This window comes from Micromonospora sp. NPDC049151 (genome assembly GCF_040648395.1).
GTDB lineage: Bacteria > Actinomycetota > Actinomycetes > Mycobacteriales > Micromonosporaceae > Micromonospora.
This window is the reverse complement of sequence record NZ_JBEZDP010000012.1, coordinates 80,987-98,648: the sequence shown is the minus strand read 5'-3', so window position 1 is coordinate 98,648 and position 17,662 is coordinate 80,987. Positions and strand designations below refer to the sequence as shown.

At 73.9% G+C, this 17,662-nt stretch carries 23 protein-coding genes and 1 tRNA gene; 10 read left to right on the top strand and 14 right to left on the bottom strand.

Annotated features, from left to right (window positions below; genetic code table 11):
- The first annotated feature begins 96 nt into the window (after nucleotides 1–96).
- From AB0B20_RS16275 to AB0B20_RS16265, 3 genes are read left to right on the top strand one after another with little or no spacing between them, the layout of a single operon-like run.
- Nucleotides 97–1,329: an SLC13 family permease gene (locus AB0B20_RS16275; RefSeq protein ID WP_357471408.1), complete on the top strand. Its 1,233-nt coding sequence runs from the start codon at nucleotides 97–99 to the stop codon at nucleotides 1,327–1,329.
- Nucleotides 1,330–1,339: 10 nt separating this feature from the next.
- Nucleotides 1,340–1,663, top strand: coding sequence for a nuclear transport factor 2 family protein (locus AB0B20_RS16270; RefSeq protein ID WP_073828537.1), 324 nt, complete (start codon nucleotides 1,340–1,342; stop codon nucleotides 1,661–1,663).
- A 56-nt stretch (nucleotides 1,664–1,719) separates the two neighbouring features.
- Entirely contained in the window at nucleotides 1,720–2,619 is a 900-nt protein-coding gene (locus AB0B20_RS16265) for a GNAT family N-acetyltransferase (RefSeq protein WP_357471405.1), read from the top strand.
- A 12-nt stretch (nucleotides 2,620–2,631) separates the two neighbouring features.
- On the opposite strand, the gene sigJ is transcribed toward AB0B20_RS16265, so the two are convergent.
- On the bottom strand, nucleotides 2,632–3,498 hold the full coding sequence (sigJ, locus tag AB0B20_RS16260; protein WP_357471559.1) for an RNA polymerase sigma factor SigJ: 867 nt from the start codon (nucleotides 3,496–3,498) through the stop codon (nucleotides 2,632–2,634).
- Nucleotides 3,499–3,638: 140 nt separating this feature from the next.
- Here sigJ and AB0B20_RS16255 point away from each other — a divergent pair, with 140 nt between their 5' ends.
- On the top strand, nucleotides 3,639–4,409 hold the full coding sequence (locus AB0B20_RS16255; protein ID WP_357471402.1) for an SDR family oxidoreductase: 771 nt from the start codon (nucleotides 3,639–3,641) through the stop codon (nucleotides 4,407–4,409).
- Nucleotides 4,410–4,425: 16 nt separating this feature from the next.
- Here the strand turns inward: AB0B20_RS16255 and AB0B20_RS16250 are convergent, their stop codons facing one another.
- The 6 genes from AB0B20_RS16250 to AB0B20_RS16225 form a co-directional block, all read right to left on the bottom strand.
- The gene (locus AB0B20_RS16250; RefSeq protein WP_073828533.1) at nucleotides 4,426–4,836 is read right to left on the bottom strand and encodes a VOC family protein; all 411 of its coding nucleotides are present in this window, start codon (nucleotides 4,834–4,836) and stop codon (nucleotides 4,426–4,428) included.
- A 25-nt stretch (nucleotides 4,837–4,861) separates the two neighbouring features.
- Nucleotides 4,862–5,764: an inositol monophosphatase family protein gene (locus AB0B20_RS16245; RefSeq protein WP_357471397.1), complete on the bottom strand. Its 903-nt coding sequence runs from the start codon at nucleotides 5,762–5,764 to the stop codon at nucleotides 4,862–4,864.
- A gap of 15 nt (nucleotides 5,765–5,779) precedes the next feature.
- A complete protein-coding gene (locus AB0B20_RS16240; RefSeq protein ID WP_073828531.1) occupies nucleotides 5,780–6,433 on the bottom strand; it encodes a hypothetical protein in 654 nt (217 codons plus the stop codon).
- Entirely contained in the window at nucleotides 6,430–7,431 is a 1,002-nt protein-coding gene (locus tag AB0B20_RS16235; protein ID WP_357388735.1) for a hypothetical protein, read from the bottom strand. The genes AB0B20_RS16240 and AB0B20_RS16235 overlap by 4 nt, the downstream gene beginning before the upstream one ends.
- A 55-nt stretch (nucleotides 7,432–7,486) precedes the next feature.
- The gene (locus AB0B20_RS16230) at nucleotides 7,487–8,263 is read right to left on the bottom strand and encodes a class I SAM-dependent methyltransferase (protein WP_357388737.1); all 777 of its coding nucleotides are present in this window, start codon (nucleotides 8,261–8,263) and stop codon (nucleotides 7,487–7,489) included.
- 107 nt (nucleotides 8,264–8,370) lie between these two features.
- The gene (locus AB0B20_RS16225) at nucleotides 8,371–9,330 is read right to left on the bottom strand and encodes an LpqB family beta-propeller domain-containing protein (RefSeq protein ID WP_357388739.1); all 960 of its coding nucleotides are present in this window, start codon (nucleotides 9,328–9,330) and stop codon (nucleotides 8,371–8,373) included.
- 139 nt (nucleotides 9,331–9,469) lie between these two features.
- Here AB0B20_RS16225 and AB0B20_RS16220 point away from each other — a divergent pair, with 139 nt between their 5' ends.
- Both AB0B20_RS16220 and AB0B20_RS16215 read left to right on the top strand, forming a co-directional pair.
- A complete protein-coding gene (locus AB0B20_RS16220; protein ID WP_357388741.1) occupies nucleotides 9,470–10,063 on the top strand; it encodes an HD domain-containing protein in 594 nt (197 codons plus the stop codon).
- Nucleotides 10,064–10,143: 80 nt separating this feature from the next.
- The gene (locus AB0B20_RS16215) at nucleotides 10,144–10,785 is read left to right on the top strand and encodes a dihydrofolate reductase family protein (RefSeq protein ID WP_357388743.1); all 642 of its coding nucleotides are present in this window, start codon (nucleotides 10,144–10,146) and stop codon (nucleotides 10,783–10,785) included.
- Nucleotides 10,786–10,797: 12 nt separating this feature from the next.
- Here AB0B20_RS16215 and AB0B20_RS16210 read toward each other — a convergent pair whose 3' ends face one another.
- Nucleotides 10,798–11,304 carry a hypothetical protein gene (locus AB0B20_RS16210; RefSeq protein ID WP_355508833.1) on the bottom strand — a complete coding sequence of 169 codons (507 nt, stop codon included), beginning with the start codon at nucleotides 11,302–11,304 and terminating at the stop codon, nucleotides 10,798–10,800.
- Between the two features lie 115 nt (nucleotides 11,305–11,419).
- Here AB0B20_RS16210 and AB0B20_RS16205 point away from each other — a divergent pair, with 115 nt between their 5' ends.
- Genes AB0B20_RS16205 through AB0B20_RS16195 form a run of 3 tightly spaced genes read left to right on the top strand, consistent with a single transcriptional unit; the run spans nucleotide 11,420 to nucleotide 12,284 of the window.
- Nucleotides 11,420–11,899 carry a DUF2975 domain-containing protein gene (locus tag AB0B20_RS16205; RefSeq protein WP_357388745.1) on the top strand — a complete coding sequence of 160 codons (480 nt, stop codon included), beginning with the start codon at nucleotides 11,420–11,422 and terminating at the stop codon, nucleotides 11,897–11,899.
- Nucleotides 11,899–12,123, top strand: a complete 225-nt coding sequence (locus AB0B20_RS16200; protein WP_357388747.1) for a helix-turn-helix transcriptional regulator — start codon at nucleotides 11,899–11,901, stop codon at nucleotides 12,121–12,123. The genes AB0B20_RS16205 and AB0B20_RS16200 overlap by 1 nt, the downstream gene beginning before the upstream one ends.
- Nucleotides 12,120–12,284 (top strand): hypothetical protein, encoded by a 165-nt coding sequence (locus AB0B20_RS16195; RefSeq protein WP_357388749.1) that lies wholly within the window; start codon nucleotides 12,120–12,122, stop codon nucleotides 12,282–12,284. The genes AB0B20_RS16200 and AB0B20_RS16195 overlap by 4 nt, the downstream gene beginning before the upstream one ends.
- 32 nt (nucleotides 12,285–12,316) lie before the next feature.
- Here AB0B20_RS16195 and AB0B20_RS16190 read toward each other — a convergent pair whose 3' ends face one another.
- From AB0B20_RS16190 to AB0B20_RS16180, 3 genes are all read right to left on the bottom strand, one after another.
- The gene (locus AB0B20_RS16190; protein ID WP_357388751.1) at nucleotides 12,317–13,516 is read right to left on the bottom strand and encodes an RtcB family protein; all 1,200 of its coding nucleotides are present in this window, start codon (nucleotides 13,514–13,516) and stop codon (nucleotides 12,317–12,319) included.
- Nucleotides 13,517–13,546: 30 nt separating this feature from the next.
- Nucleotides 13,547–13,619, bottom strand: a tRNA-Glu gene (locus AB0B20_RS16185).
- Between the two features lie 301 nt (nucleotides 13,620–13,920).
- Nucleotides 13,921–14,313 (bottom strand): hypothetical protein, encoded by a 393-nt coding sequence (locus tag AB0B20_RS16180; protein ID WP_013286540.1) that lies wholly within the window; start codon nucleotides 14,311–14,313, stop codon nucleotides 13,921–13,923.
- 147 nt (nucleotides 14,314–14,460) lie between these two features.
- Between AB0B20_RS16180 and AB0B20_RS16175 the strand changes: the two genes are divergently transcribed.
- Nucleotides 14,461–15,234: an alpha/beta hydrolase family protein gene (locus AB0B20_RS16175; RefSeq protein ID WP_357388753.1), complete on the top strand. Its 774-nt coding sequence runs from the start codon at nucleotides 14,461–14,463 to the stop codon at nucleotides 15,232–15,234.
- Between the two features lie 10 nt (nucleotides 15,235–15,244).
- Here the strand turns inward: AB0B20_RS16175 and AB0B20_RS16170 are convergent, their stop codons facing one another.
- From AB0B20_RS16170 to AB0B20_RS16160, 3 genes are read right to left on the bottom strand one after another with little or no spacing between them, the layout of a single operon-like run.
- Nucleotides 15,245–15,751 (bottom strand): DinB family protein, encoded by a 507-nt coding sequence (locus AB0B20_RS16170; protein WP_357471393.1) that lies wholly within the window; start codon nucleotides 15,749–15,751, stop codon nucleotides 15,245–15,247.
- A gap of 43 nt (nucleotides 15,752–15,794) precedes the next feature.
- Nucleotides 15,795–16,619: a M15 family metallopeptidase gene (locus tag AB0B20_RS16165; protein WP_357471390.1), complete on the bottom strand. Its 825-nt coding sequence runs from the start codon at nucleotides 16,617–16,619 to the stop codon at nucleotides 15,795–15,797.
- Between the two features lie 48 nt (nucleotides 16,620–16,667).
- The gene (locus tag AB0B20_RS16160) at nucleotides 16,668–17,633 is read right to left on the bottom strand and encodes an acetylxylan esterase (protein WP_357388759.1); all 966 of its coding nucleotides are present in this window, start codon (nucleotides 17,631–17,633) and stop codon (nucleotides 16,668–16,670) included.
- Between the last annotated feature and the right edge of the window lie 29 nt (nucleotides 17,634–17,662).

Genomic DNA, 17,662 nt, shown 5'->3' with positions numbered 1-17,662 from the left:
ACCACCGACGGTCAACGGATCGACACCGTCGGCAGCTCGGATCGTGGCCGCGTCGGGCTCCTCCGCCCGCGCCGGCGTGTGCGAGGATCATCCCTCGTGGAGACCCCCGGCGATCCGCCGAACGCCGTGCCCGACCGCTCCCGCTGGGGCCGCCTGCACGTGCTGGACTGGATCGCGATCGGGCTGGCCGTGCTCGGGGTGGTGTGCGTGCTCACCGGGCTGCTGCCCCGCGCCGACGCCGAGGGCACGATGCGGCGGGTCGTCCCCATCCTGATCTTCCTCGGCACGGTGGTGGTGCTGGCCGAGCTCACCGCCGTGGCCGGGGTGTTCGACGCGCTCGCGACCCGGGTGGCGGTCACCGCGCGGGGCAGTTTCCGGGCGCTGTTCTGGCTCTGCGTCGGCTTCGCCTCGGTGACCACCATCGCGCTCAACCTGGACACCACGGCGGTGCTGCTCACGCCGGTGATGATCGCGCTGGCGCGGGCGCTGAACGTGCCGCCGACACCGCTGGCCATGACCACCGTGTGGCTGGCCAACACGGCGAGCCTGCTGCTGCCGGTGTCCAACCTGACGAACATCCTGGCCAGTGACCGGGTCGATCTGGCCCCGGTGCCGTGGGCGGCCCGGATGTGGTGGCCGCAACTGGTCGCTGTCGCGGTGACCGCGCTGCTGCTGTGGCGGTGGTACTGGCGTCCGGCGCGCGCCGGGGCCGACCCGTTCGTCCCGCCGCGGCCGTACGTGCCGCCGGACCGCGTGCTCTACCGCACCGCGCTCGCCGCCTGCCTGCTGTTCGTCGCCGGGATCCTCGCCGGGGTGGAGATCGGCGTCGCCTCCGGGGTGGCCGCCGCGATCCTGGTCGCGGGCTTCGCGGTCCGGGCCCGGCACCGGCTGCGGCTCGCGCTGGTGCCGTGGCGGCTGCTGGTGTTCGTGACCGGGTTGTTCCTGGTCGTGCAGACCATCGGGCGGCACGGTCTGGACACGGTGATGGGCACGCTGATCGGCACCGACCCGGGCGCGGAGGGGGCGCTGCGGGCGGGCGCGGTCGGCGCGCTGTTCAGCAACGCGGTGAACAACCTGCCCGCGTACCTGGCCGGCGAGGCGGTGATCGCCGTCGACCGGCACACCCAGTTGCTGGCACTGCTGATCGGCACGAACGTGGGCCCGCTGGCCACACCGTGGGCGTCGCTGGCCACCCTGATCTGGTACGAGCGCTGCCGTGCCGCCGGGGTGGCCGTGCCGCTGGGCCGGTTCGTGGCGACCAGCGCCGTGCTCGCCGTGCTGGCCACCGCCGCCACCGTCACGGCGCTTCTTGTCGGTCCCGGCGCCTAGCATCGCGCCCATGAGCAACCCGCCCGAGATCGTCCGCCGCTACTTCGCGCTCGCCGGCCAGGCCGACAAGGAGCCCTACCTCGCGCTGTTCGCCGACGACGCGGTGGTCGAGGACGAGGGCCGCACCCACCGCGGGATCGCGGAGATCCGCGCCTGGCGCAGCGGCACGCCGCTGGTGTCGTACGAAATCACCGACGTCGAGCAGACGCCGGCCGGCACGGTGGTGACGGCGACGATCAGCGGCGACTTCCCCGGCAGCCCGTTCGCCGGGCTGCGGTTCCGGTTCGAGGAGTACGACGACACCCACATCCGCCGGCTGCGCATCGCCCCCTGAGCAGGGGGCGGGAAAACCGCTACGACCCGGCCGAGGGCAGTGACTACGGTGCCCGCATGACCGCCGCGCCCACCCTGCACTTCTGCACCGACCCGGACGAGTTCCTCGCCGCCGCCGAGGCGTACCTTGCCGCCGACCCGGTGATCAACACCGTCGTCGCCAGCGTCACGCGCCGGATGGCGGCCCGCCGCGCCGAGGGCGTCGCGCTGCCCGAGGACGACTGGTGGCTGGTGGTGCGCGACGGCTCCGGGGCGGTGGTGGGCGCCGCGATGCGTACCGCGCCGTTCCCGCCGCGGCCGGCGTTCCTGCTGCCGATGCCGCCGGAGGCCGCCGTGGCGCTGGCGCGGGCGTGGCACCGGCGCGGCGAACGGATCCGCGCGGTCAACGGCGCGCTGCCCGCCGCGCGCGCCTGCGCCGACGAGGTCGCACGCCTCGACGGCGGCCGGGTCGAGGTCGGCCAGCACACCCGGCTGCACGTGCTGGACCAGTTGGCGCCACCGGCCCCGGTGCCCGGCGCGCTGCGGGCCGCCGGGCCCGACGAGGTCGACCTGGTCGCCGCGTGGTTCGGCGCGTTCACGGCCGACGCCGACGAGCAGGCGGGCCGCCCGCCCGGCACCAGCGCACACGAGACGCCCGACCGCGCCGAGTTGCTGCGCCGCATCCGGGACGGGCGGGTCTGGTTCTGGACCGACGGGTCGGGCGTCCCGGTGCACCTGACCGCCGCCAACCCGCCGTCGTTCGGCGTGGCCCGGATCGGGCCGGTCTACACGCCACCCGAGCAGCGTGGGCGCGGCTGGGCCGGCAACGCGGTAGCCGAGGTGTGCCGGCTGCTCACGGCCGAGGGCGCGCGCGTGTGCCTGTTCACCGACCAGGCCAACCCGGTGTCGAACCGGCTCTATGCCGGGCTGGGTTTCCGGCCGGTGGTCGACATGGCCAACCTGGTTCTGGTCGACTGAGACGGCTCCGGGTCAGCCGGCGAGACCGAGCGCGGCCAGCCGGCGCGGGTCGGCGATCACGTCCACGGCGGCGATCCGCCCGCCGGTGACGGTGAACGCCATCACCGACAGCGGACGGTCCCCGGCGCTCACCAGCACCCCGGCGGCGCCGTTGACCAGCACCGGCCGGGCGTGCGGGAACAGCCGCCCGAACGTGGTGGCCTGCGCCGCCACAGTCGTCGCGCCGGTGAGCACGACCGTGTGGCGGGCGCGGGCGGTCCCCGCGTCGGAACGCAGCACCACGTCCGGGTGCAGCACCGCGATCAGCGCGTCGAGGTCGCCGTCGCGGGCGGCGGCGAGGAAGGCGTCGACCACCGCCCGCTGCCGGGTCAGGTCGGGGTCGGGGGTGGGCGCCTGTCCGCGTACCCGGCGGCGGGCCCGGCTGGCGAGCTGCCGGGCCGCTGCCGGTGAGCGGTCGACGAGCGGGCCGATCTCGTCGAACGGCACGCCGAACATGTCGTGCAGCACGAACGCGAGCCGCTCGGCCGGGCTCAGCGTGTCCAGCACCACGAGCAGCGCCAGCCCCACCGAGTCGGCGAGGACCGCGGCGTGCGCCGGGTCGTCGGCGCCGGTGTCCACCACCGGGTCGGGCAGGCGGACGTCGAGGGAGTCCTCCCGTCGGGCGACGCGGGACCGCAGCGTGTTCAGGCTGACCCGGGCGACCACTGTGGTCAGCCAGGCGTCCAGGTTGTCCACGGTGGCCGGGTCGGTACGGGCCAGCCGCAGCCAGGTCTCCTGCACCGCGTCCTCGGCGTCGGTGAGCGAGCCGAGCAGCCGGTACGCCACGGCGCGCAGCCGCGGCCGCTCCCGTTCGAACCGCTCCGCCAGCCCGTGCCCCATCACCTGAGCCTCCCTCTCCCGCACGTCGTCTCGACCCGCCACGACCGGCCGACGTGACCGGAAGTGACCGCCGTCACATCTGTCACGTCGGCAGGCCGGCGCGGGTCGACATGGCAGCACAGGCGACGGAAGGCGAGACGATGAACCCACAGATCCTGGTCACCGGCGGCACCGGCACGATCGGCCGGCACGTCGTACCGCTGCTGCGCGCCGCCGGGCACCCGGTGCGGGTGCTCAGCCGGCGCGGCGGACAGTCCGGCGACGGCGTCACCCACGTGCGCGCCGACCTGCTCGGCGGCGCGGACCTCGATGACGCCCTACGCGGGGTGTCAACCGTGCTGCACCTGGCCGGCGGCGCGAAGGGCGATGACCGCGCCACCGCCCACCTGGCCCGCGCCGCGCACCGGGCCGGTGTGGCGCACCTGGTGCACATCTCGGTAACCGGCGCGGACCGGGTGCCGCTGGCCTGGATCCGGTCCAAGCTCGACGCCGAGCGCGCGGTGACGGACTCCGGCGTCCCGTGGACGGTGCTGCGCGCCGCGCAGGCGCACGACCTGGTGCTGACCATGCTGACGGCGATGACCCGGCTGCCGGTGACGCCGGTGCCGGGCGGGCTGCGGCTGGAGCCGGTCGACGCCGCCGAGGTCGCGGCGCGGCTGGCCGAGCTGACGCTGGGCGCGCCCGCCGGGCTGGTGCCGGATCTGGCCGGGCCGCACACGTACGGGATCGGTGAGCTGCTGACCGGCTACCTGGCGGCCACCGGGAAGCGCCGTGCGCGACTGCCGGTCCGAATCCCCGGGCGGGCCGGCAGGGCGTACCGCCAGGGCGCGAACCTGGCCCGGCCGGGCGCCGCGAGAGGCGTGCGGACCTGGGCGGACTTCCTGGCCGCCCGGACGCCGTCAAGGCCCTGACCCGCCGCGACGCCCGTCAGGCGTCGGCGGAGCGCGACGCCGGACGGAACTGCTCGAACATCACCTCGTAGCCGTCCGGGTCGAGCCCGTAGAAGATCCGCGCCCAGCCCACGTCCTCGGGTTCGAGCGTGACCGGCAGCCCTTCGTCGCACCACAGCGCGTACGTGGCGTCCAGGTCCGCGGTGGGCACGGTGAGCACGACACCGAGCCCCGGCGGCCCGGCCTTGACGTCGCGTTCCCGCTGCGCGTTGTGGTGGCCGTGGCGGTGCAGGTCGGACAGGATCAGCCAGGTGTGACCGAAGGTCAGGTAGCGCAGGTTCGTCTGCTCGGCGTTCGGGATCTCCTTGAAGCCAAGTCGCCGGTAGAGCCGGTGGGAGCGGTCCAGGTCGCGGACCCGGAGCCCGAGCTTGAGCTGTCTGGCGGCCATCCGGCCGAGGCTAGCGGATCGCGCCTCACCAGCCGACCGAGCCGAGGCCGACGGGGGTGAGGCGACGCACCTGCGGCTCGATCCACTGTGCCGCCGTGACCAGTTTGACCAGCCGGTCGATGGTCTCCGGTGGCCCGGCCACGAAGCTGCGCCGGTCGGGCGGACAGCCGTACCTGTCGTCGAAGGTGCCGCCGTCGAGGGCGCGTACCGCCATGCCGGCCTCGGCGGCGAGCAGCATCCCGGCCGGCAGGTCGACCGCCTCGGGGCGGTAGCCGACGATGCCGTCGATGTCGCCCCGGGCCAGCATCACCCAGGACAGCAGCGGCGCCCACAGTTGCAGCACCCGGCGGGCGCTGGTGTCCAGCACCACCTTCAGCGCCCGGGCGGTGCTGTCGTCCCGGCGTACCTCGTGCCCCTGGGTCCAGGCCAGCACGGGCGCGGACGGCACCGGGCGGTGCGCGGCGCGCAGCGGCCGCGCGGCCGGGCCGGACGCGTGCACGAACGCGCCCCGGCCGCGCACCGCCGACCAGGTACGGCCGGCGACCGGGTCGTGCACCACGCCGAGCACCGGCGAGCCGTTGTCGCACAGGGCGATCCCGACCACGTACGCGGGCAGCCCGATCGCCACGTTGTTTGTGCCGTCGAGCGGGTCGACGAGCCACGCCCAGGTGGTGTCCGGGGCGTACTCGCCGCCCTCCTCGGCGATCACGCCGTGCTCCGGCCAGCGGGCCCGGATCCGGTCGACGATGAGCCGTTCGGCGGCCAGGTCGAGGTCTGTGACCAGGTCACCGGTGTCGTTCTTGGCCCGGGCGTGCACCTCCCCCCGGGTGCCCCGGCGCAGCAGCCGGCCCGCCGCCTGGGCGGCCTCCACCGCGAACCGGTGCGCCTCGCGCAGGTCGGGCCCGCCTCTGCTCGGCTCCACGTCCATGGCTCCTCCAGCCAGTCAGCCCCGTGCCACAAGTCGCGCGATCGCCCGCGCCATCCGCGCGGTCTCGGCCGCGTCGCATCGGTCCCGGCGTACCCGGTGGCTGTGCCCGTCCACCGCGCCGAGGCTCAGGTCGCACGTGCCGGGAGTGGTCCGGCCGAGCGCCACTGTCACCGCCGGTTCACCGGCGTCGACCTCCGAGGTGTGGAAGCCGCCGGCGCGCAGCGCGTACGAGTCGCCGGCCGAGTGCGTCTCCACAGTGGCGGTCATCGCGGTGACCAGCCGGTCGGTGGCGGCCATCTCGTCCACCTCGCCGAGGCTGCGCACTTCGTAGACCCGCCAGGACGGGTCGGCGGGCGCGTCGTCGACCTCGATCAGCTCGTTGCGGACGGTGCCGTGCAGCACGTGGCTGAGCAGGTCCCAGCTGTGCGAGTGCATGGTGGAGGTGGTCGGGCGCACCTGTGGCGGGTCGGCGGGCCAGGCGTGCACGCAGACACCGTCGGGGCCGTCGCGTTCGACCGGCAGGCAGGTGAAGCCGAGCGGGTGCCGGACCGCGCGCAGCGGGCGCCGCCCCTCGGCGACGTCGTCGAGCACGTCCAGCACCCAGCCGCGTAGGAGCTCCGGCCGGGTGCCCCGGTCGATCTCCCGTTCGAGGTCGGTGTAACTGGTCATGAGTAGGGGTTCCTCGCCTGGACGGCTTTGCCGATGATGTCGGCCACCTCGCGGTCGCCGAAGGAGCGGGGCAGCGTGAGGCCGAGCGCGGCGAACAACCGCCGTACCTGCTCGACCGACGGCTCGTCGTCGAGCTTGACCTGGGCCGCGGCCTCGATCGGCACGCGCCGGCTCTGCCGGCGGCTGTAGTCCAGCTCGATGTTGAAGCGGTTGTAGTAGACCTCGCCGCGGTCGATGCGCAGCGCGGGCGTCTGCGGGTTCTCCTGGGTGATGACGACGCAGGAGGAGGAGAGGTCGTAGCGGAACGTGGTCATCTGCGCGGAGAGCCGGACGTCGACGGTGAGCAGGCCGGAGCGTTGCAGGTGCCAGCAGGCGGCCAGCACCGTCGCGTAGGACTCCTTGCGGGTGCGGTCGACGGTCCACGGCTCGCCCGGCGCGTCCGGGTCGAGGCTGCGCCGGAACCGCGCGTACCGCTCGCAGACCTCCTCGTCGGTCGGGTCGATGATCTCGATCGCGACGGTGAGCGTGGCGTTGCGCCGCCGGGCGTGTTCCAGGCAGTCCGGCAGCGTGACCGCGCGCAGGAAGGTGCCGGTGCCGCCCTTGAAGCTCCACTGGTCGGTGTGCCGCCGCGCGTCGGCGAGCGCCTGCCCGACCTCGCTGCCGTGAAGAACCCGCACCATGGACACGCTGTCGATGGCCTCGCGGGCCCGGTTCAGCGCGCCTTCCGGGCCGGTGATCTCCTGCATCTGCGGCACCAGGTCGGTCAGCCGGTCGCGGGTGTCCGAGATGACCTGGCGGACCTCCCGCTCGGTGGTGCGCCGGCGCAGCCGGTCGCGCAGCATCGCCTGTGCGAGCAGACCCAGGACCAGCAGGATCGCGCTGTTCACCAGATCCTGGCTGACCGTGTTGGTGAGGCCGAGCACGGACACCGTGAGCGCCAGCACCAGGCCGATGAACGCGTCGAGATTGGTCACGACCCAGGCGAGCAGGCGCGTCATGACATCCCCCGGTCGACGACGGAACCTCCATGATAGCCCGCTGTCAATGTCGCCATCACACCCTGTTTCGGGCCGGTGACGCCCCGCCCTGCCGGCGGGCGGCGCAGATCAGGGAGCCGCCGAGCCCGGGCGCGGCGCGGGCCAGCCGGCGCGAGGCCACCCACCGCCCGCCGGGCAGCCGCCAGCCGACCTCGTTGGAACGCAGCGCCACCGGTGTGAATCCGGCCCGGCGCAGGGCGCGGCGCAGCAGCGAGGCGGTGAACGGACGGATGTGCAGCCACAGGTACGGGTGTAGCGGGTCGATCTGGCGTGGCGCCCGGCCGGCCAGGAACGCCAGCCGGTCCTGCACCGGCGCCAGGTTCGGGGTGGTGAGCACCAGCAGGCCACCGGGTGCCAGCACCCGGTGACACTCCCGCAGCAGCGCCAGCGGGTCGTACACGTGCTCGATCAGCTCCCCGGCGAGCAGCCCGGCGAAGCTGCCCGCCCGGAACGGCAGGCCCCGGGTGGCGTCCAGGCAGACCGGCAGCGCCCGCCCGCCGGCCGCCGCGCGGGCCGTGCCCAGCGCCGTCTCGGCCGCGTCGGCGAGCACCACCGGGCCGGGCAGCGTGGCCGGGTCGAGCATGCCGCGTGGCCCGCAGCCCAGCTCCAGCACCGGCCCGCGCCCGGTCACCCCCTCGGCGAGCAGCCGGGCCGCGACCGCGCGGCGCACCCTGTGGTACGGGTCGTCGACGTACCCGTCGACCTCGGCGCCGTCGTGGTAGCGGCGGTTGTTGGCGTGCCTGCCGTGCGCCTGCGCGCGGTGCGACGACGTCCCGGTCGGCGGCTCGGCCATCACCCCTCCACAGCGGACGCCGGCCCCGTCGGCGACGTCCGCCCCAAGCCTCGCACCGGTGGCGTCCGGTGGCGCGCATCCGGTCCGTGATGCGCGCGCCCGGCACGTCAGATCGCCCGTGCCCAGTCCAGCCGGGTGCTGTCGTCGTACTCGTCGCCGGGGATCCACCACTGCTCGCCGAAGCCACTGGTGGACACGATGATGTTGCCGCCGTCCGGGTACTCGTTCTCCGGCGGGATCGACAGCGCGGCGCAGTAGCGGCCGTCCGGGGAGAACACCGGCGACAGGTAGAACCGGGGCTCGTCGGTGAGCTTCTTCAGCCCGGTGCCGCCGATGCGCACCGACGCGAGCGACTGGTTGTAGACCTCGCGGTCCAGGTGCCAGCGGTTGGTGCAGAAGACGACGCGCCCGGAGTCGGGCATGAAGACCGGCGAGATGAACATCTCGCCCGCCACCGGCGTGTAGACGGGCCGCACCGTCCCGGTCGCGAGTTCCAGCACCCGCAGTTGCCAGCCCTGCGAACGGCTGCGCCACCGCACGACGATCATGGAGCCGTCCCGGGACCAGTCCGGGTCGGCCATGGAATGCCCCTCGACCAGCACGCGGGTGGCGCCGGTGACCACGTCCACAGCGATCAGCCGGTCGTTGTCCTGCCCGGTGACGAGCGCGATCTCGGTGCCGTCCGGCGACCACGTCGGCGCGCCGTAGCGGACACCGAACGGGTCGGCGAGCAGCGTGCGCTTCTGGCCGGTGACCCGGTCGTACACGGCCACGAACGGCTCCAGCGTGCCGTCGCCCGAGCGGGCCGTGTTGACCCAGGCCACGTGCCGGCCGTCCGGCGAGGACTTGGCGTGGTCCCCGTTCGGCAGCAGCTCGCGCGGCGTGGTGCGGCCCGGGTCGACCTGGAGCACACCCCAGCCGACGCTGACCAGCCACGACCCGTTCACCACGTCGGCGGCGGCCGGTGCGGCGGACGCGGCGTGGGGCGCGGCGGCCACCCCGGTCGCGGCGGCGAGCCCGGTCAGCGCGGCGGTACGCAGCAGGGCACGACGATTCAGTGCGGTCATTCGACAACCCCCGTGAGAGACGTGGCCCCCACCCTCCCGAGTGGATCGACGCACCGGAATCGGACGAGCGGCCGCTTCACGTTCGGCTACTCGTCCATCACCGCCGGTGAGCCCACCGGGGACCGGTACGCTCGCCCCGATGACCTCCGACGCGCTGCACCGCGCCCTCACCGAAGCGGGCGACCCGCCACTGCTCCCGCTCCCGGGCGTGGCGGTCGAGCTGCTGGACGCCCTCGCCGCCCCGCCGCGCCTCGGCGCGCACCTGCGGCTGGTGCACGACGTCGCCTGGCACCTGACGGCCGCGTTCGCCGACCGCTTCGGCGCGGTGCCGTTCGACAGGCAGGCGGTGCTGTTCGGCGCGGCGGTGCACGATCTCGGCAAGGTCGAGCACCCGGCCGAGCTGACCGGCCCCGGTTCGGCGCACGAGGAGGCCGGGTACCAGTTGCTGCTGCGTTTCGGCGTACCGGAGGAGCGGGCCCGCTTCGCCGTCACCCACGCCGCCTGGCACTCCCCCGGCGCGCAGCTGGAGGACCTGCTGGTCAGCCTGGCCGACAAGGTGTGGAAGGGCCGGCGCGTCACCGACCTGGAGCAGCTCGTGGTCGACCGGCTCGCCGGCATCACCGGCCAGGAGCGCTGGCAGACGTTCCTGGACCTCGACGACGTGCTCGCGGAGCTGGCCGCCGGCGCGGACCGCCGGCTGGCGTTCCAGGCCGAGCATCCGGTGTACGGCTGACGCCGGCCCCCAGGCGGCGACGAGTCCGGCACCGGCCGGAGGTCTTCCCAGTGTCAGTGTTCCGATCTCCGGGAGGAAGCATGAGCACCAGTGAAAGGCGCGGCCGGGTGCGGGCGTTCGTCACCGTCTCCCTGGACGGCTACGTCGCCGGCCCGGACGACCGGGCCGGCCAGGGGCTCGGTGTCGGCGGCGAACGGCTGCACCACTGGGTGATGGGCGGGCCGTGGACGTACGACACGCCGCGTGAGGCCGGCGCCGGCATGACCGACGAGGACCGGGCGTACTTCGACGAGCTGCTGGCGGGTGCCGGTGCCGCGCTGTGCGGCCGGGGCATGTACGACGCCGCCGGCGCCTGGGGCGGCCGGAACCCGTTCCAGGCCCCTCTGGTCGTGCTCACCCACCGCACCGCCGACCAGCCCGACCCGGACGCCGGTTTCCTCATGGTCGACGGGTTCGACGCGGCGCTGGCGGCGGCCCGGCGTACGGCCGGCGACGGCGCGGTGGTCATAGGCGGGGGCGCCGAGGTCATCCGGCAGGCGCTCGCGGCCGGCGTCGTCGACGAGCTGGGCCTGTCCACCGCGCCGGTGATCCTCGGCCGCGGGAAGCGGCTGTTCGAGGGCTTCGACCGGGACGTCGACCTGGAGATCCGCGCGGTGCACCACTCGCGGTACGCCGTACACGTCCGCTACGCCGTCGGCCGCCCAGCGAGGGGCACCGATTGACGTCGGCGGCGCTCAGCCGGTGACGGCGCGCCACGCCTGCTCGGTGGCGTCCCGCGTCCGCTCGGCGGACCGGCCGTCGCGGGCGGTGACCGTCACGACGAGCGTGTCCGCCCGCCGCCAGCAGGTGACAGACCCGTCGGCGCCACTGTGGCAGGTGGTCTCCGCGCCGGGTGCGGCAGTGCCTCCGCCGAGACGCGACTGCAACGCCCGCCCCACCGCCGCGATGCCCACCCGGTTGCCGTAGTACGCCTCGAGGGTCAGTGGCGGCGGAGTCGCCTCGCCGTACCCGTTGATCACCATGGCGAGACCCGGCGGATCGTCGACCAGGGCCGGTATGCGGTCCCTGCCGGCGTCTTGACGGGGCAGACCGGCCAGCTCGGCCGGCGCGGTGAGGCGGTCGATCACCACGGCGCCGGGGGCCGCCGGGTCGGGCTCTCCCGGCTGGCAGGCGGCGCCGGTCAGAGCGGCGGCCAGGACAAGGGCCGTCGGCCGGACCGCGCGACGGCGGTGTCCGGTCATGTCGTCCTCCCCAGGGTGGGCCGGAGCCGGGCGAGCATCCCGGACCGAGCCTATCGACAGCGACCCACGATCGGAACCGATTGACTTTCGATAGGTTCCGCGCGATAGTCGATGCATGCTTACGGCGCAACGCGCGGTGACACCACTCCGTGCCTTCCTGGTCCTGCTGTTCGCGATCCTGGTGCTGCTCCAGACCATGTCGCTGCCCGGGCAGTTCGCGCACATGGCGCGGGAGAACCCGGACATGGCGTACCTGCGGTGGCCCGCCACCGCGGTGACGATCTTCTGGGTGCTGTGCGTGCAGGTGGTGATCGTCTGCACCTGGCACCTGCTCACCCTGGTCAAGCGCGACCGCATCTTCACCGAGGCGTCCCTGGGCTGGGTCGACGGCATCGTCTGGGCGGTCGCCGCCGCCTGGGTGGTGCTCGTCGGCGTCTTCCTCTACGTCGGCTTCAACGCCGGCGACCCGGGGCTGCCGCTGCTGCTGTTCCTGCTGGTCACCGGCGTCAGCGTGCTGGGGCTGCTGATGGTGGTGCTGCGCGCGCTGCTGCGCCAGGCCACCACGCTGCGCACCGACATGGAAGCGGTGATCTGATGCCGATCGTCGTGCGCATCGACGTGGAGCTGGCCAAGCGCAAGATGAGCGTCGGCGAGTTCGCCGAGCGCGTCGGGCTCACCCCGGCGAACGTGGCGGTGCTCAAGAACGGCCGCGCCAAGGCCGTCCGGTTCAGCACCCTGGAGGCCATGTGCCGGGTGCTCGACTGCCAGCCCGGCGACCTGCTCGAATGGGTCCCCGACGAGGATGGGGCGCAACGATGAGACACCTGGCCGCCGCCGTGGCGCTGCTCGCCGTCGTGCTCGGCGTCGCCGGCTTCGTGTACGGGGAGGCCGACGACTCCCCCGGCCTCCAGCTCCTGTCCGCGCTGCTCGTCATCGGCGCGGTCGCCGTCGGCGTGCGCGTCGCCCGGCGTACCCGGTAGGGCCGGCGCCCCCTCGACGCCGGCCCTGCCGCTCAGCCCTTCACGCAGACGACCTGCTTGAGGTGGGCGACCACCTCGACCAGGTCCTCCTGCTGGGCCATCACCTCGGTGATGTCCTTGTACGCGCCGGGGATCTCGTCGACCACACCGGCGTCCTTGCGGCACTCCACCCCGGCGGTCTGCGCGGCCAGATCCGCAGTGCTGTACGTCCGCTTCGCCTGCCCCCGCGACATCCGCCGCCCGGCGCCGTGCGACGCCGAGCAGTACGCGTCGACGTTGCCCTTGCCGCGCACGATGTACGACCCGGTGCCCATCGAGCCGGGAATGATGCCCAGGTCCCCCTTACCGGCCCGGATCGCGCCCTTGCGGGTCACCAGCACGTCCACCCCGTCGTAGCTCTCCTCCGCCACGTAGTTGTGGTGGCAGGAGATCGGCTCGTCGTAGCCGACGTGCGGGAACGCAACCCGGACCACCTGGCTCAGCAGAGCGAGCATGACCGCCCGGTTGCGCCGGGCGTACTCCTGCGCCCACCACAGGTCCCGCCGGTACGCCTCCATCTCGGGCGTGCCGGCGAGGAACACCGCGAGGTCCCGGTCCGGCAGGTCGGTGTTGTGCGGCAGGCCGCGCGCCACCGCCATGTGCCGCTCGGCCAGCTCCTTGCCGATGTTGCGGGAACCGGAGTGCAGCATCAGCCAGACCCGGCCGTCGTCCGGGCCGCCCTGCTCCAGGCAGACCTCGATGAAGTGGTTGCCGCCGCCGAGCGTGCCGAGCTGCCGCTGCGCCCGCGTCTGGAGCTGGGCCACCTTCCGGTCCAGCGTGCCGAACCGCCGCCAGAAGTCGTCCCAGCCCGACTGCTCCAGCCCTCGGATCCGGCGCGGGTCGACAGCGTCGTCACGCATCGCGAAGCCGACCGGGATGGCCGCCTCGATCGCCGAGCGCAGCGGCGCGAGGTCGTCGGGCAGGTCGGCGGCGGTCAGCGAGGTCCGTACCGCCGACATGCCGCAACCGATGTCCACGCCGACCGCGGCCGGCGACACGGCCTGCCGCATCGCGATCACCGAGCCGACCGTGGCGCCCTTGCCGAAGTGCACGTCCGGCATCACCGCGACACCCTGCACCCACGGCAGCGCGCCGATGTTGCGCAGCTGCCGGGCCGCCTGCGCCTCGATCGTGTACGGGTCGGTCCAGACCCGGACCGGCGCCCGGGTACCGGCCAGCGGGGTGAAACCCATCGTCGTCTCCTTGCTCATGTCCTTCTGACGTAGGCCGTACGGGACTCGAACCCGTAGCCTCCCGGTTGAGAGCCGGGTGAGCTGCCAGTTGCTCCAACGGCCCAGGACGGCGTACGCCGTCGGCGGAGCTGCCCCGGAAACGGAGAACCGCCCTGCTCCGGTCTCGGGGCGGGCGGTTCGCGCGGATCGTCGCGCCGGCGCTAGACGCGCCACCACCCTGGTTGCCACTGCCGTTCGCGGCCCGTGCCCGGCTCGGGCAGCAGGGCACCGGCGCGCGGCGCTTGCCGCTCGGCGCGGGTGCGGTTCTGCTGCGACACGGTGCACTCCCCTGGTGGATCAGATCGACGTTGCCCGCTCACGGTACGGCCGCCACACCTGGGCGGCAACACGATATTCGTTCGTGGTCAGCCGGCGTGTGCCACCGGGTGGCGGCGCATCTCCTCCATGAACGGGTAGCGCGCGGTCAGCTCCGCGAGCGTGATGCCGGCCCGCCACGCGGCGGCCACCTGCGCGACCTGAAGCAGGTCGGTGGCGTCGCCCCGGGCCTGGACGTCGCCGTCCACCCGCAGGTCGATCATGAAGTAGCGGGCCTGCGAGCCGAGGCTGACGCAGACCACGCCGCGGGCGGAGGTCATCTCGGCGCAGGTGAACCGGCTGCGCCCCTGCTCGGGCGCGGTCACCTCGCCGACGTCGAGCTGGTGGGCGGCGGCTGTCGCCACGAGCGCGGGGGCGAGACCGCCGGGCTCGACCAGGTCCGGGTAGAGGCGCACACCCAGTGCGGCCGACACGTCGCTCATGACTGACTCCCACTTCCTTGTGACAGAGACCAGCAGCGCGCAGGTTACGAACACGTTTCCGGCGCGCACGGCCATCTTTTCCCGCGCGGCCGTCCCGGGGCAATAGGAACGCCCTCATCGAACCCCTGCGGGGTACGCTGCCGCCTCATGGCGCACATCCGCTGTGACTTCTTCTCCGAGGCGCTCGGCATGGGCACGTCGATGACAGTGCTGCTGCCCGACCGGGGCGCGGCCGGGATCGGCGTGCCGGGTGCCGCCGCCGACGGTGACCCGCAGGTGCTGTACCTGCTGCACGGGCTGAGCGACGACGACACCGTGTGGACCCGGCGCACCTCGATCGAGCGGTACGTCGCGCCGCTGGGGCTGGCCGTGGTGATGCCGCAGGCGCAGCGGAGCTTCTACTGCGACGAGGCGCACGGCAACCGGTACTGGACGTTCCTCAGCGAGGAGCTGCCCGAGGTGTGCCGGTCGTTGTTCCGGCTGTCCGACCGGCGGGAGGACACGTTCGTCGCGGGCCTGTCGATGGGCGGCTACGGGGCGATGAAGTGGGCGCTGCGCCACCCGGACCGGTTCGCGGCGGCGGCCAGCCTGTCCGGCGCGCTGGACGTGACGCGCCGCCGCCACCATCCGACCCGTCCGGTCGACCCGGCGGTGTGGCACACCGTCTGGGGTGACGACCCGGTGCCCGCCGACGACGACACGGTGGGGCTGCTGGAGCGCTCCGGCGACGACCGGCCGGCGCTCTACGTCGCCTGCGGCACCGAGGACTTCCTGTACGAGGACAACCTGCGGTTCCTCGACGTGGCCCGGGAACGCGACGTGCCGGTCACCGTCGACTTCGGTCCCGGTGACCACGACTGGGCGTACTGGGACGCGCGCATTCAGGACGTGCTGGCCTGGCTGCCGCTGCGCGGGCGCTGACCGGGCGGGCTCAGACGCCGACGGTGCCGTCGATCGCCTCGCGGATCAGGTCGGCGTGCCCGTTGTGGCGGGCGTACTCGTGCAGCATGTGCAGCATGACCAGGCGCAGCGAGACGTCCTCGCCCCAGCGGGCCTGGTGACCTGTCACGTCGAGCGAGGCGGCCTCCCGCTCGACGCGCCGGGCGTGCTCGACCTCCCGCCGCCACGCCTCGAACGCCTCCGCCACGTCGGCGTCGCGGGCGTCGTACGCCTGCTGGAAGTCGCCGCTGTCCGACCACACCAGCGGCACGTCCTCGGCGGCGATGACCCGGCGGAACCAGGTGCGTTCCACCTCGGCCATGTGCCGGACCAGGCCGAGCAGGGACAGCGTGGACGGTGGCGCCGCCGCCCGTCGCAACTGCTCGTCGGTCAGTCCCTCGCACTTGAGGGCCAGCGTGGCACGGTGGAAGTCGAGGAAGGCGCGCAGCGACTCCCGCTCGCCGGCCAGCAGCGGCGGGCCGATCCGTCCGGTCTCCATGAGCGTCGAGCCTAGCACAATCGATCATGGTGGAACGACCGCGTCACCGCAGTGACGAACCGGCCACCGGGAAGTCGAACCAGGTGTCCGGGTACGGCTCGTCGACGTACCGGTAGTGCCACCACTCCAGCGGATAGTTCTCGAAGCCCTGTGCGGACATCAGCCGGCGCAGCAGGTCCCTGCTGGTCCGGGCGGTGCGGCTGATCCGCGCGTCGGCGGTGTGGGAACGCGGGTCGAAGCAGTCGAACCCGGTGCCCATGTCGATCGAGTCGTCGGCGAAGCGGCGTCCGGCCGGGTCGGTGCAGGGCACGAGCGCCTGGCCGGGCGTGTACGCGGCCTGCGAGGGCCCGGAGACCGGCACCAGGGTCAGGTCGACGGTGCTGCCCCGGCTGTGCGCGGTGGGCGCGCCGATGTAGCCGTCGGCGAACAGCCGGTCCTTCGGCACGGCGGGATAGAACTCCCCCTTCATCAGCTGCTCACCGGGCAGCTTCGCCCAGGCCACGAAGTCGTCGGCGGCGCGCTGCGGGCGGTAGCAGTCGTACACCTTGAGGCTGTGCCCACCGGCGAGCGCGGCGGTCTGCACCCGGTGCAGCGCCTCCGCCGCCGGCCGGGTGAGCAGGCAGCGCGGCTCGGCGTACCCGTCGATCGGGCGGCCGACGAAGTTGTGCGGGCCCGCGTACCGGATGTCGGTGCGGACGGTGGGGTCGACGGTGGTGAGGTCCACGATGTCCGCCGGGGCACGGGGACCGGTCGCTGTGGGTGACGGCGGCGCGGACGGCGACGGCGACGGCGCGGGCCGCTGGCAGGCGGCGGCGGGCAGCGTGGCCGCGACGGCCACGACCGCCGTCGCGCGCGTGCCGGTGCCCACCCGCCGTGTCTACCAGCCCGGGCGGGCCGGCATCGGCGGAACCGGTGGTCAGCCGCCCAGCACGGTACGCAGGAAGTCGACGGCGGCGGCGTCGTCGTCGATGCCGCCCGCCTCGTGGCCGTTGAACCGCCACACCGTCAGGTCCTTGTCGCCCCGGTAGGCGTGGTAGGCGGCGTAGACGGTGGACGGCGGCGTGATCTCGTCCATGAGCGCGACGGAGAAGCGGGCCGGCACGCCCGCGCGGCGGGCGAACGCGACGCCGTCGACGTAGCCGAGCGTGCGCAGCGCCTGCTCCTCGCGGTCGCGGTGCACGGCCAGGTAGTCGCGGATCTCCCGGTACGGCGCGGCGTCGGTGATGGTGATCGCGCGCGGGATGTCGCAGAGGAACGGCACGAGCGCGACAGCCGCCCGCACCCGGGGCGCCAGCGCGGCGGCGGCGAGGGCGGCGGCGCCACCCTGGCTGTGCCCGAGGACCGCGATCCGGTCCGGGTCGACGGCGGGCAGTTCGCACGCGGCGTCCACGGCGCGGACCGCGTCGGTGAGGAAGCGCCGGTAGTAGTACCGGTTCGGGTCCTCGATCCCCCGGGTGGCCATGCCCGGCGCCTGCGGTCCGGCGGCGGCGACGTCCGGTGTGTCGCCCCGGCTCCACCCCGAGCCCTGGCCGCGCGTGTCCATCTGGAGGTGGGCGAAGCCGGCGGCGGACCAGAGCAGGTTCTCCAGCGCGTGGCCGCGGCCGCCGCCGTACCCGACGTACTGCACGATCGTGGGCAGCGGCTGCGTCGCGCCGCGCGGCACCCGCAGCCAGGCGCGGATCGGCTGGCCGGCGAAGCCGGGGAAGGTCACGTCGAACACGTCGATCCCGGCCAGCGGCGTGGGCATCGGGGTCGCCGACACGGGGTCGCCGCAGGAGCGCGCCTGTGCGAGAGTGTCAGCCCAGAAGGCGTCGAAGTCCGGCGGCTCGCGCAGGTCGCTGCGATGGGCGCGGAGTTCGGCCTCGGCCAGGTCGGTGAACACGCCTCGGATTCCTCGTCGTTCGTCGGGGG

Excerpts from the sequence above, each read along its gene's own strand:
- AB0B20_RS16270 (WP_073828537.1), top strand. The coding sequence starts at position 1,340 with ATGAGCAACCCGCCCGAGATCGTCCGCCGCTACTTCGCGCTCGCCGGC.
- AB0B20_RS16265 (WP_357471405.1), top strand. The coding sequence starts at position 1,720 with ATGACCGCCGCGCCCACCCTGCACTTCTGCACCGACCCGGACGAGTTC.
- sigJ (WP_357471559.1), bottom strand. The coding sequence starts at position 3,498 with ATGGGGCACGGGCTGGCGGAGCGGTTCGAACGGGAGCGGCCGCGGCTG.
- AB0B20_RS16255 (WP_357471402.1), top strand. The coding sequence starts at position 3,639 with ATGAACCCACAGATCCTGGTCACCGGCGGCACCGGCACGATCGGCCGG.
- AB0B20_RS16250 (WP_073828533.1), bottom strand. The coding sequence starts at position 4,836 with ATGGCCGCCAGACAGCTCAAGCTCGGGCTCCGGGTCCGCGACCTGGAC.
- AB0B20_RS16245 (WP_357471397.1), bottom strand. The coding sequence starts at position 5,764 with ATGGACGTGGAGCCGAGCAGAGGCGGGCCCGACCTGCGCGAGGCGCAC.
- AB0B20_RS16240 (WP_073828531.1), bottom strand. The coding sequence starts at position 6,433 with ATGACCAGTTACACCGACCTCGAACGGGAGATCGACCGGGGCACCCGG.
- AB0B20_RS16235 (WP_357388735.1), bottom strand. The coding sequence starts at position 7,431 with ATGACGCGCCTGCTCGCCTGGGTCGTGACCAATCTCGACGCGTTCATC.
- AB0B20_RS16230 (WP_357388737.1), bottom strand. The coding sequence starts at position 8,263 with ATGGCCGAGCCGCCGACCGGGACGTCGTCGCACCGCGCGCAGGCGCAC.
- AB0B20_RS16225 (WP_357388739.1), bottom strand. The coding sequence starts at position 9,330 with ATGACCGCACTGAATCGTCGTGCCCTGCTGCGTACCGCCGCGCTGACC.
- AB0B20_RS16220 (WP_357388741.1), top strand. The coding sequence starts at position 9,470 with ATGACCTCCGACGCGCTGCACCGCGCCCTCACCGAAGCGGGCGACCCG.
- AB0B20_RS16215 (WP_357388743.1), top strand. The coding sequence starts at position 10,144 with ATGAGCACCAGTGAAAGGCGCGGCCGGGTGCGGGCGTTCGTCACCGTC.
- AB0B20_RS16210 (WP_355508833.1), bottom strand. The coding sequence starts at position 11,304 with ATGACCGGACACCGCCGTCGCGCGGTCCGGCCGACGGCCCTTGTCCTG.
- AB0B20_RS16205 (WP_357388745.1), top strand. The coding sequence starts at position 11,420 with ATGCTTACGGCGCAACGCGCGGTGACACCACTCCGTGCCTTCCTGGTC.
- AB0B20_RS16200 (WP_357388747.1), top strand. The coding sequence starts at position 11,899 with ATGCCGATCGTCGTGCGCATCGACGTGGAGCTGGCCAAGCGCAAGATG.
- AB0B20_RS16195 (WP_357388749.1), top strand. The coding sequence starts at position 12,120 with ATGAGACACCTGGCCGCCGCCGTGGCGCTGCTCGCCGTCGTGCTCGGC.
- AB0B20_RS16190 (WP_357388751.1), bottom strand. The coding sequence starts at position 13,516 with ATGGGTTTCACCCCGCTGGCCGGTACCCGGGCGCCGGTCCGGGTCTGG.
- AB0B20_RS16180 (WP_013286540.1), bottom strand. The coding sequence starts at position 14,313 with ATGAGCGACGTGTCGGCCGCACTGGGTGTGCGCCTCTACCCGGACCTG.
- AB0B20_RS16175 (WP_357388753.1), top strand. The coding sequence starts at position 14,461 with ATGGCGCACATCCGCTGTGACTTCTTCTCCGAGGCGCTCGGCATGGGC.
- AB0B20_RS16170 (WP_357471393.1), bottom strand. The coding sequence starts at position 15,751 with ATGGAGACCGGACGGATCGGCCCGCCGCTGCTGGCCGGCGAGCGGGAG.